This is a genomic window from Cohnella fermenti (assembly GCF_004801405.1).
In the GTDB taxonomy this organism is placed as follows: Bacteria; Bacillota; Bacilli; order Paenibacillales; family Paenibacillaceae; genus Cohnella; species Cohnella fermenti.
The window spans coordinates 1-16193 of sequence record NZ_SSOB01000022.1 but is presented as its reverse complement, the minus strand read 5'-3'; the positions used below and the strand labels follow the sequence as shown (position 1 = coordinate 16193).

The following is a 16193-nucleotide window of genomic DNA, read 5'->3' as shown; positions in this document are numbered from 1 at the left end:
CGTTACCTCCCCGGTATCCATATATGGAATCCATTATACATGAGGAAGAACCGATTGCGCTCGAATTTGATAGGAAAAATAGGAACTTGATCGAATATCGCCCGCGTTTTGTAGTATGATGGAACTACACAAGTCATGATTTGGCGGATAAGGTGGAAGCGCACGTGTTAGCGAAGCTCCAGGCGTTATTCAATCTTCGGTACGAGGATCGTCGCAAGGTGTGGATCATGGGCACCGTTTTTTTCCTGGCGGGGATGTCCGAGATGATCAATTACACGTCGTTCATGGCTCTCTTCAACAGTCGTGTCGGCACATCGTACCTTCCCTATATGTATCTGACGGAAGCGCTCTTGATGCCGCTCGAGGGCTGGGCGTTCTCGGCTCTCTCGCAGAGGCTGTCCAAGCCGCGGTTCATGGTCTCGATGTACGCCTTCTTCATCGCGCTCGGCCTCGTCAACGGCGCCGTTCTGCTCGTCTACCGGGCGCTCGATCTGAGCTGGCTCGGGTTCTATGTCATTCTGTTCCTCTGCTCGAACTTCGTCATCCGGCAGCAGACGCTGCTCATGTGGAGCGCGGCCTTCGACCTGTGCCCGACGCAGCAGGCGAAGCGCGTCATGCCCGTGTTCGTGCTGTCCGCCATTCTGGGCGGCGTCGCGGCCGGCGTCTTCTCCAATCTGCTCGCCCCGCTGATCGGGCCGGAGCTGCTCTACCTGCTGGCGGCAGGACTGCTGCTCGCCGGGCTGCCGAATTTCCTCCGGGCGATCAAGCTGTACCTCATTCCGCTTACCCTCAAGGGACAGGCGGAAGAAGAGCAGGAAGAGAAGCTCTCCACCATCTATTATCTGAAGCAAGCGCTGCGGTCCCCGTTCCTGATGACCGTTATCGGCATCATGACGCTGATGCCGGCGGTTTATTTTCTCATCGAATACCAGTACTTCACCTCGGCCCAGGCGGTCTACACCGACGAAGCGGAGCTGGCCTCGTTCTACGGGCTTATGGTTATCGTGCTGTTCTGCGCGGCGTTCCTGCTGCAACTGTTCGCGGCCCGGCTCATCGATTGGCTCGGTGCGAGCAACACCGTCTTCGCGATCGCGGCTCTGTTCCTCGGCAGCTTCGCCCTGGTCAGCCTGCTGATCGGCAGCGAATACGCGCTGTTCGCCGCCTCGTTCGGCTACTGTCTCTGTTACTTGCTTCTCTATTATTTTGCGGAACCGAGCTACCAGTTTTTCTTCAAAATGCTGCCTATGAGAACGAGAGACGGGATTCGCTATATTGCGCAGGGGGTTGCGGCGTCGGCCGGCGTGCTGATCGGGTCGGGGGCGTCGCTGCTGCACGGCCTCGGCATGTCCCTGACGTGGCAGGCGCTCGTCGGCCTCGGCATGTCTGCGGTGCTGCTCGCCCTCGCCTGGGCGGATCGCCACCTCTATATCAAGGAACTGGTCCGCTACATTCAGATCGGGGCGTCGTCCGTCAAGGACTTCATGAGCGAGTTCGTCGAATCGATGAAGAACGACCGGATCAAGAAGACGCTGCTCGAGCAGCTTCGCCACCAGAGCGAGACCGTGCGGCTGCTCACGATCGAGCTGTTCGCCGGCCATCCCGACCCGGCCGCGACCGAAGGGCTGCTTCAATACGCGGAGAAGCGCGGGCAGCGGGGGAGGGCGGAAGCGCTCGGCGCAATCTCGACGGCCAGTTGGAATGCGGTCCGGTTCGAGCGGCTGGAGCCCTTCCTGAAGGACCCGGACGAAGACGTGAGAGCGGTCGTCTTCCGCCGGCTGTTCGTCTCCGCCGGCTTGGCCGGGGACCGCGAACGGCGGATTCGGCAGGCGAGATACGACGGGAGCCGGCTCGTTCAGGCGGAGGCGCTGCGGATCATGCCGCCGTCGGGCGAGCTGACGAGAGAGCTGAAGGAGTGGCTCGGCGAACGGAGCGCCTCGACGGTGCTCGCCTGCGAGATCATCGGCGATCGCAAGCTGACGGACTTCTACTTCGACGTCATGATGATTCTGCTCGATCCGATCCCGTTCCTGCGGCATACCGCGGTGCGGACGCTCGGTCGGATCGGGGACGGGGAGACGGCGACGAATCTGGCCGAGCTGCTCATCGGGGCCGATCTCGAGCTTCGTTCGGCTATCGAGCGGGCGTTCGTCGACATCGGGGAAGCCGGCCTGCCGGTCTATCACCGGCTGCTCGTCTCGCACCACGACGAGGTGTGGAAGGCCGCGGTCGACGCCATCATGGCGCTGGGCACGGAGCAGGACGTTCACGAGACGATCGTGCCTTCCTGCGTCCAGAAGCTGCGGGAGCTCGGCGCGAACCACGCCGTCGTGGCCCGCATCCGCGACATGGGGCAGGAGGAATGGACGGCGCTCGCCCGGATGCGGAGCGACGAGCTGGCCCGAATTCTGCTGGACACGGTGTGGACCGTCATGCTCCGGTTCGGGGACGAGCGTTCGATTCCGCAGCTTAGACGGGCGCTTGAAGGCAAGGACGAAGAGACCCGGGACAACGGCCTCGAGATTCTGTCCGAAGGGCTTGGCAATGCCAAGCTGGCGGCCGCGCTGCTGTCCTACTATCAGAATGCGACGGATTCGGCGACGATGACGGCTCGCGCGGCCGACGCCGCGCCCGAGTCGTCCGAAGATCCGTTCGACGCGTTAACCGATCCCTGGCTGCAGGCGATCGCCATCAAATCCGGTGCAGCGGAAGGAGCGAGCATATTGACGAACAACTGGGAGTACCTGAGCACGCTCGACAAGATTGTTTTCCTCAAGCAGATCCCGCTGTTCCAGGACATCTCGATCGAGGAATTGGGGAGAATCGCGAGCATTGCGCACGAACGAGTCTACGGGGAGGGAGAGTACCTCGTGAAGCAAGGAGAGCGGGCCTCGTCGATGTTCGTCGTCGTCGAGGGGCACGTCGAGATCGGCGGGAAGAGCGACGACGGCTCGGAGGGGACGATCGGCATTATCGGCGCGCACCAGACGCTGGGCGAAGCGGGGCTGTTCGACGATCGGCCGTCCCACGTGTCGGCGCAAGTCATCTTCGACGAAGCGCGCGTCCTCGAGATCGAGGGCCAGGAGACGGCGAAGCTTGTGCGCTTGTATCCGGACGTCGGCGTCGGGCTGCTGCGCTCGATCGGCAATCGGCTGCGGCTGATGGAGGATATGGTGCTTAAGCTCGGCTAACGGGCAAATCCGATAGGAGGAGAAGGCCATGCGGCAAGCGAAGACGAGACTCGTGCCCTTGATGTCGGAGTGGGCGAAGCTGAGCAGGGTGATCGACGGGTTCTGCGAAGGCAATCGGCTGGCGGACAGCCAACGGATGGACCTGCTGCTTGTCTGCGAGGAATGGTTCACGAACATCGTCGTTCACGGCTTCGAGGAGGCCGGCATCCAGCCGGGCCACGCCCCGCCCGTCGAGGTCGAGCTTGCGCTGGACGACGAGGACCGGGTTGCGCTTGTGTTCCGCGACGGCGCAGGCGCCTTCAATCCCTTGGAGCGGCAAGACCCGGACGTGGGGCTGGGCGCCGAGGAGCGCCAGGTCGGGGGGCTCGGCATCTACTTGATCAAGAACAAGATGGACGGCTGCTCGTATCGCAGAGCGGACGGCCGCAACGAATTCACGATGCACATCAAGGCTTGTCGGCGTGCAGAGCAGGGAGAGGCGAACGATGGATGTAACCATTGAAAAGCAAGGCGAGGTTCGGATCATCCGAATCGGCGGGCGGTTGGACGGGACGACCATGCAGCAGCTCGAGGCGCAGTTCCTGGAACTGGCGGGCAGCGGCTGCTCCCGGTTCGTATTCGATCTGACGGAGCTGGATTACATCAGCAGCGCGGGGCTTCGCGTCATGCTGCTGGCCGTCAAGAAGACGAAGGCGGCGGGAGGCAGGCTGGCTTTGTACGGCCTGAACGACAACGTGAGCGAGATCTTCCGGATCTCCGGCTTCTCGACGATCTTCTCGCTGTTCGGGACGAGCGCGGAAGCGCTGGCGTTCGTATCCTGAGCGGGCTGGGGGCATTCGGATGATAGGCGGAATTGCAATAGGAGGACTGGCGGCGCTTCTGCTCGGGTCGCTCGCAAGGCTGCGGATCGTGAGCAGACAGGAGCGGCGGACGACCCGGCTGTTCGAGATCGGCCTTAGGCTGAATTCCACGATCAAGCGGAAGGAACTGCTCGAGATTATTATGGAGACCGCCTCGCGGGAGCTCCAGGCCGAAGGCTCGTCGGTCATCCTCGTCGACCAGAAGACCGGGGAGCTCTACTTCGAGGTGGCGACCGGGGACAAGACGGACGAGGTGAAGGAAGTCCGGCTGAAGCCGGGAGAAGGAATTGCCGGCTGGGTCGCGGGCTCCGGGCAGTCCGTCCTCATCGCCGACGCGGCGAACGATCCGCGCTGGTCGAACCGGGTGGCGGTCCGGACCAAGATTCCGACCCGCAACATGCTGTGCGTGCCGGTCGTCTCCGGCGACAAGACGCTCGGGGTGCTGCAGGTCATCAATAGGAAGGGCAGCAGGCCGTTCGACAAGCGCGACCTGCGGCTGCTCGAGCTGATCTCCTCGCCGGCGGCGATCGCCCTGGAGAACATGCTGCTCTACGAAGCGCTCGTGAAGTCGATGGAGGAGCTGCGGGTGACGACCGCGGCCAAGGAGCGCATGGAGAGCGAGATGAAGATCGCCAGGGATATCCAGATGAGCTTCCTGCCTGGACAATTCTGCCGATCCGGCAGAGCGGAGCTCCATGCCCGCCTCATTCCGGCGCGGGAGGTGGGCGGCGACTTCTTCCACTTCATGGAGCTGGAGGAAGGGAAGCTGCTCCTCTGCCTGGGCGACGTGTCCGACAAGGGGATGCCCGCCGCCCTGTTCATGTCCGGCCTCATGATCTGGATTCGCGCCAAGGCGAAGGCGGCGCCGAGCCCGGCCGACATTCTGATGGAGATCAACCGCGAGGTAAGCACGGAGGACTCGACGATGTTCGCGACGATCTTCCTCGCCATTCTGGACACGCGGACCGGAGAGCTGAGCTATTGCGACGGCGGGCATTGCACGCCGCTGGTCGTGTCGGAAGGCGGCGTGCGGGAGCTTGACACCGCCAAGGGGCTGCCGATCGGCATCTTCGGGGACGAGGAATACGAGGCTCGGCAAGCGACGCTTGCGCCCGGGGAGTCGCTGGTGTTGTACACCGACGGCATCACCGAGGCGGAGAACAGCCGCGGCGAATGGTTCTCGATGAACCGGCTGCGCGAGGCGCTCGCAGCCTCCTCGGATCGGGCGCCGGAGGCGGTCGCGCAAGCGATGCTCGAGGCCGCCTCGGGGTTCGCCGGAGGCCACCCGCAATCGGACGATATCGCGATCATGGTCGTGAATATTGTCGAATAAAGGAGTTGAGGCCTAAATCCTAGCGAAATTCATCAGTTCTAGTTGATATTTGTCCGATTACATGTGATTATGTAGGTAGAAAGCCATTTTTTACATAGATTTTAGAATACGTGTTCATGAACGGCCCGTGTTCGAGGAGTGACGGCATTGACAGACTCGCTTGGGCCGTACGCCGACCCGCTGGAACACTTGACCGACGAACTGCGGCGATGGGAGATACGCCTCGAGATGGAGGCGCTGCGCATGAATGCGGCACCGCCCGCGGAGCTGCCCTTGAACGAGCTTCCCGGCCTGTTCCTGACCGCCTCCGACATCCGTTCGCTGGCAGACGAGCCCGAAGAAGAGGGAGTGTACGCCTGCGATCAGGAGGAGCGGCTGAAGGAACTGGATGCGCGGCTTGCCGCAAGGCTGGCCGAGACGGCCGGACAAGGCTTGGCGCAGCCGCCTCTCATTCGCTTGCGGGATGCCTTCGGCCTGGGCGAGCTTGGCTTCCGTTGCCTGCTCGCGACGGCCGCTCCCCATGTCAGCCGACGCTACGACAAGCTGTACCGCTATCTGCAGGAGGACTACAGCAGTCCGTTCCTATCGATAGATTTATTGCTGCGAACTTGCGCGGACGATGCAAGCGAGCGCCGGCGCCTCCTTGCGCTGCTGACGGAGCCGAGCTCGCCTCTTGCGGAGCTTCTCGTTGCGAAGACGCCTTCGGAGGACGATCCGGCCTCGTCCCTCCTGGCCGGAGAGGTCCGGCTGCGCAAGCGGATCGTTCACGAGCTGCTCGGCCTGGACTGGGCGGAGCGGGGAGCGCTGGCGCGCATACGGCTCCATCGGATCTCTTCCAATGCCGAGGAGAGGCCGGCGGCGCCGCTTCTGAACGGGGAGCTGCGCAGCCGCGTGATCGAGTTCGCGAAGCGGGGGACGAGTCCGGCCGCCGCTTCGGCGATTATGGTTCACGGGCCGCCGGGGAGCGGCAAGACGTTCCTGGCCGGACAAGCCTGCGAGGCGATCGGCAAGCCGCTGCTGGAATGGGACCTGCGGGACGCTCCCGCGGAGGAGGGGCCGTTCCTGGAGGCGGTCGATCGGCTGCTGCTGGAGGCGAAGCTGCGGGCTGCCGTTCCGGCGTTCGACCGGATAAACGTTCTGGAGCGTCCGGCTTCCGAAGGGAGCTCCGGCGACCGCCGGTCGGAGGATCGCCGGCTGGAGCGGCTGCTCGAACGGCTGGACGCTTGGCGCGGGCTGCTGTTCCTGTTCGCGGAGGAAGAGACGAAGGTTAAGCTTCCGCCCTCGTCCTCGATGGTTGTTGTGCCCCTCGCGCTGGACATGCCCGACATCGGGGAGCGCCGGCGATTGTGGGCGGACATGGCCGAGGGAACGCTCCGCCTTCCCCCGGAGGATGCGGAGGCGCTTGCGGGGCGGTTCCTGCTCACTCCGGGCCAGATCGAAGCCGTGATCGAAGAGATGCGCAAGACCGCCGATTGGCGGCGAACCGCAGACGGGACGGGCCAAACGGTCGATCCGGGCCAAGCGGACAAGCGGGACCAGGCGGGCGCTTCGCACCCTGGAGGGGCCGCCTCCGAGCCGCAACTGCTCTATCAGACGGCATACCGGCTGATCCAGCATCGGCTGCGGGAGAAGGCGACGAAGCTCGAGCCGAAGTTCGGCTGGGACGATCTCGTGCTTCCTCCGGATACGGTGCAGTTGCTGCGCCGCGCCTGCGACCGGGTTCATTACCGCCATACCGTGCTCCACGAGTGGGGCTTCGAGAGCAAGCTGCCGTACGGCAAGGGGACGAGCATGCTGTTCACCGGCCCGCCCGGCACCGGCAAGACGATGTCGGCCATGGTCATGGCGCGGGAGATGAACGCGGAGCTGTACCGCGTCGACCTCTCCCGGGTCGTCAGCAAGTATGTCGGCGAGACGGAGAAGAACCTGAGCGAGATTTTCGATCAGGCGAGGCTGAGCGGAGCGATCCTGTTCTTCGACGAGGCGGACGCCCTGTTCGGCAAGCGCTCGGAGGTGAAGGACGCCCATGACAAGTACGCGAACATGGAGACGTCCTATCTGCTCCAGAAGATGGAAGAGTACGACGGCCTGACGATTCTGGCCTCGAACTTCTCGCAGAACCTCGACGACGCGTTCACCCGGCGGATTCCGTTTATCGTCAAGTACCCGTTCCCCGACGCCGTCCAGCGCGAACAGTTGTGGAGATCTGTTTTCCCCAAGAAGCTGCCCGTCCAGGGAGACATCGACTTCCCCTTCCTCGCGCAGGCGTTCGAGCTCTCGGGAGGTCCGATCAAGAACGTTGTCGTGACGGCGGCGTTCCTGGCGGCAAGCGAGGGAGTCCCGGTGTCCATGAAGCAGATCATCGAAGGCGTCGTTCAAGAGTACAAAAAGACGGGCAAGGTGCTGCTGAGGGATCGCTTGGGAGCGTACGCCAACTATTGGAAGGGGTGAGGACGACGGCCGATTACAGCGTCATCTCCGACGTCGGATTGTCCCTCGTCAAGGTGCTGAGGGAAGCTCTCGTTCCGGAGCTGATCGCGCACATCGACGGGGTCGGGCTCGCCCATCCGCACGATAAGGGAGACATGAACCTTAGTCTTTATTTATATCAGATCATGGAGAATCCGGATTACCGCAGCAGCGATCTCGTCGACGAGGGGGGCGAGCTTCGGTATCCGCCCGTCGCTCTCGACCTGTCTTATCTGATTACCGCGCATTCCGCGGCCGACGTGTTGACCAGGGCCATCGACGAGCATCGGATTATCGGGAAGACGCTGCAGACGCTGCATGATCATAACGTGCTGAAAGGGGCTGATTTGGTAGGGGCGTTGGCCGGAACGGAAGGAGCGTTCAAGATCGTCAAGGAGGACATTCCTCTCGACACGGCGATCAGCTTGTTCCCCGACGTGCCGTACAAGCTCTCTCTCAACTATAGGGTTGGACCCGTCTACCTGGATTCGAATCGTGTGAAGACGGCGGCTCGCGTCCGCGAGCGCCAAGTCAAGCTGCACCAGAAGCCGTAACCAGCGTCGCATCGACCGACCCCGCAAGGCGGAACGGTCTTGCATATTTCAAACCCCGAAAGGAGGAACCGGTCTCGGCAGCCGCAATCATCGTTAATGAGGCTGTATGGAAGATCGGGAATCAAAATGGCGGAATATCTCTCACCTGGCGTCTACGTGGAGGAATTCGACAGCGCGGGACAGCCTCTCTCCGGCGTAAGCACGAGTACGGCCGGATTTATCGGACTCGCAGAACGCGGTCCGGTAGAAGGGTTGCCAGTGCTCGTCACGAGCATGAACGACTTCAAGAAGAACTATGGCGGGTACCTGTCGGACAACCAATTCGGCTCCTACCGGTTCCTGGCGTATGCCGTCGAGCAATTCTTCGTTAACGGCGGCGCCCGCGCTTACATCATGCGCGTTGCTCCTTCGGACGCGGCTCCTGCGGCAAGCTCCGGCGAGCTGCTCACCGTAACGGCGAAGAACCCCGGCGCATGGGGCAATTCGGTCGAATTGCTCTTGGTTCCATCAAGCAAGGCGAAGACGCAAATCTTCGAAGACCTCGGCGACGGCAAGTATCGCGTCAAGAACGCGGCAGGCTTCAACGAAGGCGACTCCGTTACGTTCGTGAACGGAGACGAGAAGGTGTCCGCATCGGTCGTTCTCGTCAAGGACAACGTGATCGAGCTGTCCGCTTCGCTCGGCGACGACGTCGTGGACAACGGCCTGCTTGCGGTCAAGGTTCTCTCCACCTCCGAATTCACGGTTCACGTCATCTACGGCGACGAGTCCGAGACGTACGAGAACTGCTCGTTCAACGCGGCTGCGGCCAACTACGTGGACAAGGCGACTTCCCGCTCGGCGCTCGTGTCGATCGTCGCTGCCGGCGACGCCAGCATCGCAGTTCTGTTCTCCGAAGGAAGCAAGTATGCGATCGCCCTGTTCGGCGGTTCCGACGGCTCGCAAGGCGGCCTCAGCGCTTCCGACTATGTCGGGGAAGACAACGGTCCGGGCAAGCGCACCGGCATCCAGGCGTTCGTCGATAACGACCAAGTAAGCATCATGTCCGTGCCGGGCGTTACCGATCCGGTCGTGCAACTGTCGCTGGTCGCTCATTGCGAGAACCTCGGCAGCCGCTTCGCCATCCTCGACATTCCGCGCGACAAGACGAAGATTCCGGACGTGCTGTCTCACCGCGATATTTTCGACTCGAGTTATGCCGCTATGTACAACCCTTGGCTTCAAGTGTTCGATCCGCTCGAGAAGCGCAACATCTTCGTTCCTCCGTCCGGCTCGGTTGCAGGCGTCTACGCTCGCAGCGACAGCACGCGCGGCGTGGAGAAGGCTCCGGCCAACGAAGTTCTTCGCGGCGTAACGGGCCTCGACGTCCAGTACAACAAGGGCGAACAAGATGTACTTAACCCGAAGGGCGTCAACCTAATCAGAAGCTTCTCCGGCCAGGGCATCCGCATCTGGGGCGCGCGCACGACTTCGTCCAACGCGCTGTGGAAGTACATCAACATCCGCCGTCTGTTCATCTTCGTCGAAGAGTCGATCAAGGCCGGCACGAACTGGGTCGTCTTCGAGCCGAACGACGAGCGTCTGTGGGCTCGCGTGCAACGTACGATCGACGCCTTCCTGACCCGCGTATGGCGCGGCGGCGCACTGCAGGGCTCCTCTCCTTCGGAAGCGTTCTTCATCGACATCAGCTCCAACACGATGACGCAGGACGACATCGACAACGGACGCCTCATCTGCGTAGTCGGCATCGCGCCGGTTAAGCCGGCCGAATTCGTTATCTTCCGGATTACGCAGAAGACGAACGAGCAATAAGAGCGGGATAACGGACGGATATGACGGGAGAGGGACCGGGAGCTGGAGCGCCGCAAGGCTCTTCGGAGCGGGGAGCTTCGCGGAGCGACCCGGCTCGGCTCGTCCGGCAGGTCCGCCCGGCAGCCTAGCAATGCTTATAACCTATTAAAGACAGGAGAGGACGAATAGAAGATGGCAGGCGAACGCAACGATCCCTATCGCAAGTTTCGATTCCGTGTAGAGGTGGAAGGCATTGAGCAAGCCGGCTTCAGCGAAGTGTCCGGCTTCGACGCGTCGCTCGACGTTATCGAGTATCGCGAAGGCACGGACGTCATCACGCCGCGCAAGCTGCCCGGCCTGGCGAAGTACGGCAACATCAGCCTGAAGTGGGGCGCAACCGAATCCATGGACCTGTTCGAATGGATTCAGGAGTGCATCGTCGAAGGCGTCATCGAGCGCAAGACGGTCACGATCATCGCGATCGACGAGGAAGGCGAAGACGTCGCCACCTGGCAGGTCATCGAAGCTTGGCCGACGAAGTATACGGCGCCCGACTTCAACGCAACGGCTTCCGAAGTGGCGATCGAGCTGCTGGAGCTCGCGCACGAAGGCATGCTGAGAACCCAATAAGAGGTGCTTGAGGCTGAGGAACAACAGTTTTTTGTGTTGTTCCTTAGTCATTATTCGCTCCCGATGTGGAAAATGGTAGCAATGCCGGAGGGACCCGAGGGTCCCTTGAGGCCGGCGCGGCGAGTGTGCGGAGCAAGGGCGGACGGCATTCGTCTGCGGGGAAGCGTCGGAGCGGTTTTTATGCGAAAAATCGCATAAAAGTTGCGGGAATCCGGCTCGGTGGCGCGGATGAATGCGAAAAATCGCATAAAAGTCGAGGAAACGGCCTCGGGAACGCGGATGAATGTGAAAAATCGCATAAAAGTCGCGGAAACGGCCTCGGGAACGTGCGATGAATGCGAAAAATCGCATAAAAGTCGCGGAAACGGCCTCGGTGACGCGGATGAATGTGAAAAATCGCATAAAAGTCGCCGGAATCGCCTCGGGAACGCGAATGAATGTGAAAAATCGCATAAAAGTCGCGGAAACGGCCTCGGGAACGTGCGATGAATGTGAAAAATCGCATAAAAGTCGCGGGAATCGCCTCGGGAACGCGGATGAATGTGAAAAATCGCATAAAAGTCGCGGAAACGGCCTCGGTGACGCGGATGAATGTGAAAAATCGCATAAAAGTCGCGGGAATCCGGCTCGGTGGCGCGGATGAATGTGAAAAATCGCATAAAAGTCGCGGGAATCCGGCTCGGTGGCGCGGATGAATGTGAAAAATCGCATAAAAGTCGCGGAAACCGCCGATTCGTTGTGTGGGGCGGGCGGAACGATGGGGCGCATAAGGGACGCATAAGGAACATGGACATTCGAGGAGGAGCATTATGTCTTTTAAGACGGAATACGAATTCGAGCTGCCGAGAGGGTATGTGGACGAGAATGGCAACTTGCACCGCAGGGGCACGATGCGGCTGGCGACGGCGGCCGACGAGATTCTGCCGATGCGCGACCAGCGGGTGCAGCAGAATCCGGGCTATCTGACGATCATCCTGCTCGCTCGCGTTGTGACGAAGCTGGGCGATCTGCGGGCGGTCGACACGAAGACGATCGAGCGGCTTTTTACCGCGGACCTTGCGTACCTGCAGAATCTGTACCGCGAGATCAACGAGACGGAGCGGCTTACGGTGAAGGCGATCTGTCCGAAGTGCGAGCATGAGCATGAGGTGGACGTTTCTTTTTTGTCCGAGATGGAAGGGGCTTAAGCTTGTATCCGGAAGGACGTCTCTACGAAGAGGCGGGATTCATCGCTTACTACTTCCATTGGACGCATGACGAGATCATGAACATGGAGCACAAGGAGCGGCGCAAGTGGTGCGAGGAGATCTCCAGGATCAATCGCAAGATGAACGACGAGACGGACAAGAACAATCCGTTCGACGTGTTCAAGAAGAGGTGATCGGCTAGTGGCGAATAAATCGGATTCGTCCCGCGCTTACGTTGTCGGAGCCTACCGCTTCATGGTGGAACTGGACGGGATGCTGGTTGCCGGCTTCTCCGAGGTAACGGGGCTGGAATCGGAGGTCGAGTTCGAGGAAGTGGCCGAGGGCGGGCTGAACCAGTACACGCACCGGCTGCCGGGACGAGTCAAGCTCCAGCCTCTCGTGCTGAAGCGCGGCATGACGATGACGAACGAGCTGTGGAACTGGTATTCCGACGTGATGATGGGCACTATCGAGCGCAAGAGCGGCTCGATTATTCTATACAACGAGAAGGACCAGGAGTTCCGTCGCTGGAATTTCTATGATGCGTATCCGACGAGGTGGTCCGGGCCGGACCTGAACGCGTCGAGCAGCGAGATCGCGGTCGAGGCGATCGAGCTTACGCATAACGGCTTCAAGGCCAGATAGCAGGAGAGGAGGAATCGCCGATGCGATCGATTCGGCTGTCCGATGCGAAGTTCGCCAATAGCTTGATAGGCAAGTACGGATGGCTGGTCGGGCAATCCTCCAGTCCGAGGGGCTTGATGGTCCATCGCGAGGGATCGCCTGCAGGCGCTTCTTCCGAGGTGTCTCTGCACGTTGATGTGCATCTTAAGCACATTCGCTCGATGCTTAAGATGGTCAATTTAAATGTGAAAAACACGATCGAGCAGCAGGTGCGGGCGGAGAGTCGAACGACGGAACGCCAGATTCTGCGGGAGATTCGCGAGATTGCCGCGAGAGCCGAGCAGCCGTTGGGCTTGCCGGCGACGGATCGAACTCCGGCAAGCAGAGGCGTTCGCGAGGCCAAGGAGATTCGCGGGAACGCGGTATCCGGGCAAATGGGGCAAGCTGGGCAAGCGGGACAGGATCGCCATCGAGCGATGCCGAGCGGGGAAGCTGCCCGGAAGCCGGAGGAGCCGCTTCAGCATCGCACGGAGAAGTCGGCGGAACCGGCCGCGAACGGGCAGGCCGAGCGGAAAATCGAGCGGCCAAGCGAAAGACAGATCGAGAAGCAAATAGAAAAGCAATTAGAAAAGCAGATCGAAACGCAGATCGAACGACGGAACGAGAGACAGACAGAAAGAGAAATAGAAATAGAAAGACAAGTAGAAAGACAAATAGAAAGACAGATAGAAAGTCGGATCGAACGACAAGTGGAACGAAACGTCGAACGAACGATCGAGCATCAGATCGAACGGCGTCTGGAGAGCCGCACCGAGCAAGAGACGGAACAGCGTCGCGGACAACAGCGCGATATCCGGAATGCGAACGGCTCGCCGAAGCCGACGGACCCGAATGAGGGACGGACTGCGGAGGAGAGAGTCGAGCAGGTTCTGGAACGGGAAGCGAGAGAACGGCAAGCAAGGCCGCAAGAGGTTGCGCGGCTGGAGCGGCTTGTACGCCGGATCGAGACTATCGATCTCGGAGTTTCGGGACCAGTCGCAAGAGAGGCGAACGGCGGCGGGGCGATGTCAGATCGCATGAGTCCGCTGCACGTCGATTATATCGAGGCGTTCGCGCCGAGAACGCTCGCGAAGGGTTTCGCCGCGCGGGTGGAGATGGCGAGCGCGCTTCGGCAAGTTACCCATTGGATTCGCAATCAAGCTTGGAGAGACCAGCCCGCTTACGAGCGGATGGCTCTTCCTGAATATAGATCATGGCAGGGGCTCGGTATCGTTCATCGGACGACTCCTTCTTTGGCCCAGGGTTTTCGGAGGACGGGGGCTGCGGTAGAGCAGTTGCGCGAATGGCTCGGCGTCGCCGCAGCCGGAAGCGGCAGCGAGCGAGCGAGAGATGGAGCGAGTGATAGGGCAAGAGGCAGCGGAAGCGCGAGTTGGTCTGCGGCGAACTCCGTGCGCCCCGCCGATGGCGATCGTCTCGCGGCTCGCCAGTCCAACGGCGGCGGAGCTGCCGCTTGGCACCCGGCGCAGGCGGTGCTGCGGCAGCTTCTGCCGCTCGCGGCGAGCGTGGTTCGCATGCCGGGGCAGAGCACTTCGCTGATCCGCGAGATGGACCGCGCCGCCGAGATGAAGCGAGGAGCGAGCGGGGAGGAACGCGTCCCTGGCGCAGCGGTTCCCCAGGCGAGGCCGGGGCGGAGGACGCGGGCGGACGAGCTGCCGCTTCAAGCGGAGGATTCCGCGCGATTGCCGAGCGTTAGGCAGGCAGGACGCCTGCGCCCGGCAAGGGAAGATCGCGGGGAGGCCTTTATGGTTCTGGCCAGGCCGCGTCAAGAGGATTATTTGCTCGGGCGGGCGATCGGCCAGCTCCGGTACGCCCGCCGTCTTCGCGAGCAGATCGAGCAGCGGCACGGCGCGCAACTGGCAGCTGCACAGTCGGTTGCTTCGCAGTCGGCAACGCGCGGATCTCTCGAATGGCGCGAAGCTCGCGCCGACCGGGAGACGACGCGAGCGGCCGCCCGCGAGGAAGGCGGCAACGCACGTTCCGCGACTGCGGTTGCCGTTGTCCGTCAGCCGAGGGCCAGTACGCCGTTCGGTCAGACGGTGCTGCGCAGCATCGCGAGAACGGGATTGGGTGTCGCTCCCGTCGCCGATCGGGCGCCGCTGATCGGGAGTTCCGGCCGAACGGCGGCGGAAGGCGCCGGCGCACGGCAAGGGACAGGGGCGGCAAGGCAGGAGCATCGGCAGGTTGGCAGGGTTCGCGTCGCTGACCGGGAAGCGATTGCCGCCTTCGGCTCGGAAGAGTCGCAGACGGCTCGCAGCGGGACGGAGAGCGTGATGCCCGCATCCGACAGGAACGCAAGCAATGACGGCAACGCGGCGAGCGCTAACGGATCGGGAAATGCTGCAAGACCGGGGGAGCCGGGCAGATCCGCCGATAGCGGCCGCACGGTCTATGAAGCGGAAGCAAGCTCGACCGGCCATGCAACGGCGAGTGCCGGTGCGGGCGCATCGGGCGTGGAGCTTCGGCATGTGTCGGCAGCCGACCCGGCAAGCGACCGCGGCGACGGCCGAACGGGATCTGCGGCGACAAGCGGCCGGGAACGGGACGCAGCCGCTCCACGGCAGACGGCGACGGTTCGTCCGTCGCAGGGGCAAGGCGCGGCAAGCCGCCCGGGCATCTCCGCTTCGGGTAATACGCCGCCGGAGCGCTTCACGGAGCAGCGCGCCACGCTGCGCTACGCAATGTTGCGGAGCGGGCCGCCGCTTCGACGCGGCGCGATTCGCGAGTTGGCGGCCAGGATCGGGGCGGCGCCTAGACCGGGCGCACCGCGCTCTGCTCCGCAGACGGGAGACGCAAGCTCGCCGTCCGCGCAAGGTACCGGCGCAACTCCCCACGCCGCACAGACGGGCACACTGCCCGGCTCGCCGATTGTGCACCGTTCGCCGTCGCATGACGCGGCCCGGGACCAAGCAGGCACGCCGCTGCATGTTGCGCCTGGACGCCAGGCTTCGGGCGAAGCGCCCCGTTCGCCGTCGCAGGGTGCAATTCCTGCGCAGGCGATGGTATCGCGCCGGACGGCCATCGAGCCGGCCGCGACCGCCGTCCGACGACGGCCTGCGGCTCCGGCGAGCTCGCCTCGCGGCGCAGACCCGGCGGCACGTTCGGCGGCGCCTCGTGTGCCGCTGAGCCACCCGGCGCGGGCGAGCGCTCGCCTCGAACCGCAGCGCCGCCAAGCCGCTGCTGCGCAAGCGGAGCGGGCCGCCGCCGCGGCCGCGCCCGCGAGAGACACGCGGGGGGATGGCAGGCATCCGGGAGGAGCTGCCACTGTGCCTGTTGCACAACAAGCGCAAACCTCGCGCCACTCGGCTCTGCCTCCGCTCGGCCTGCAGGTCGCTCAGCGCCGGATGCGCTCGGCCTCCATCGCAGACGCAACTTCGTTCGCTGGCCGCTCGGCCCGCGGCCACGCACAGCCGCCGCTGATCGCGGCGCAAGCGCCCGCGTCCGCGAGCCCCGGCACCGCGCCGCACGCCCAAGCCGCGCCCGGCGCTCGCGGCGCGAAC

General features: G+C 62.7%; 11 protein-coding genes and 1 pseudogene. All 12 read left to right on the top strand.

The features are described 5' to 3' along the window. The first annotated feature begins 164 nt into the window (after nucleotides 1-164). On the top strand, nucleotides 165-3188 hold the full coding sequence (locus tag E6C55_RS17535; RefSeq protein ID WP_136371113.1) for a cyclic nucleotide-binding domain-containing protein: 3024 nt from the start codon (nucleotides 165-167) through the stop codon (nucleotides 3186-3188). A gap of 28 nt (nucleotides 3189-3216) precedes the next feature. Continuing rightward, nucleotides 3217-3690: an ATP-binding protein gene (locus tag E6C55_RS17530; protein ID WP_136371112.1), complete on the top strand. Its 474-nt coding sequence runs from the start codon at nucleotides 3217-3219 to the stop codon at nucleotides 3688-3690. Next, nucleotides 3674-4009, top strand: a complete 336-nt coding sequence (locus E6C55_RS17525) for an STAS domain-containing protein (RefSeq protein ID WP_136371111.1) — start codon at nucleotides 3674-3676, stop codon at nucleotides 4007-4009. The genes E6C55_RS17530 and E6C55_RS17525 overlap by 17 nt, the downstream gene beginning before the upstream one ends. Before the next feature lie 19 nt (nucleotides 4010-4028). Continuing rightward, a complete protein-coding gene (locus tag E6C55_RS17520; RefSeq protein WP_136371110.1) occupies nucleotides 4029-5381 on the top strand; it encodes a PP2C family protein-serine/threonine phosphatase in 1353 nt (450 codons plus the stop codon). 147 nt (nucleotides 5382-5528) lie between these two features. Then, nucleotides 5529-7832: an AAA family ATPase gene (locus E6C55_RS17515; RefSeq protein WP_230986729.1), complete on the top strand. Its 2304-nt coding sequence runs from the start codon at nucleotides 5529-5531 to the stop codon at nucleotides 7830-7832. Next, a complete protein-coding gene (locus tag E6C55_RS17510; protein WP_136371200.1) occupies nucleotides 7829-8404 on the top strand; it encodes a DUF4255 domain-containing protein in 576 nt (191 codons plus the stop codon). Before E6C55_RS17515 ends, E6C55_RS17510 begins: the two co-directional genes overlap by 4 nt. Before the next feature lie 126 nt (nucleotides 8405-8530). Then, nucleotides 8531-10216: a phage tail sheath family protein gene (locus tag E6C55_RS17505; protein ID WP_136371109.1), complete on the top strand. Its 1686-nt coding sequence runs from the start codon at nucleotides 8531-8533 to the stop codon at nucleotides 10214-10216. Between the two features lie 171 nt (nucleotides 10217-10387). Beyond that, nucleotides 10388-10825, top strand: a complete 438-nt coding sequence (locus tag E6C55_RS17500; protein ID WP_136371108.1) for a phage tail protein — start codon at nucleotides 10388-10390, stop codon at nucleotides 10823-10825. An 809-nt stretch (nucleotides 10826-11634) separates the two neighbouring features. Then, nucleotides 11635-12012, top strand: a complete 378-nt coding sequence (locus tag E6C55_RS17495; RefSeq protein WP_136371107.1) for a phage tail assembly protein — start codon at nucleotides 11635-11637, stop codon at nucleotides 12010-12012. Nucleotides 12013-12014: 2 nt separating this feature from the next. After that, nucleotides 12015-12206: a DUF6760 family protein gene (locus E6C55_RS17490; RefSeq protein ID WP_136371106.1), complete on the top strand. Its 192-nt coding sequence runs from the start codon at nucleotides 12015-12017 to the stop codon at nucleotides 12204-12206. Between the two features lie 7 nt (nucleotides 12207-12213). Further along, nucleotides 12214-12657, top strand: coding sequence for a phage tail protein (locus E6C55_RS17485; protein WP_136371105.1), 444 nt, complete (start codon nucleotides 12214-12216; stop codon nucleotides 12655-12657). A 20-nt stretch (nucleotides 12658-12677) separates the two neighbouring features. Next, nucleotides 12678-16193 (top strand): annotated as a pseudogene (locus tag E6C55_RS17480) (hypothetical protein); the annotation flags it as partial.

Coding starts and splice junctions, on each gene's coding strand:
- E6C55_RS17530 (WP_136371112.1), top strand. CDS start 3,217: ATGCGGCAAGCGAAGACGAGACTCGTGCCCTTGATGTCGGAGTGGGCG.
- E6C55_RS17525 (WP_136371111.1), top strand. CDS start 3,674: ATGGATGTAACCATTGAAAAGCAAGGCGAGGTTCGGATCATCCGAATC.
- E6C55_RS17520 (WP_136371110.1), top strand. CDS start 4,029: ATGATAGGCGGAATTGCAATAGGAGGACTGGCGGCGCTTCTGCTCGGG.
- E6C55_RS17505 (WP_136371109.1), top strand. CDS start 8,531: ATGGCGGAATATCTCTCACCTGGCGTCTACGTGGAGGAATTCGACAGC.
- E6C55_RS17500 (WP_136371108.1), top strand. CDS start 10,388: ATGGCAGGCGAACGCAACGATCCCTATCGCAAGTTTCGATTCCGTGTA.
- E6C55_RS17495 (WP_136371107.1), top strand. CDS start 11,635: ATGTCTTTTAAGACGGAATACGAATTCGAGCTGCCGAGAGGGTATGTG.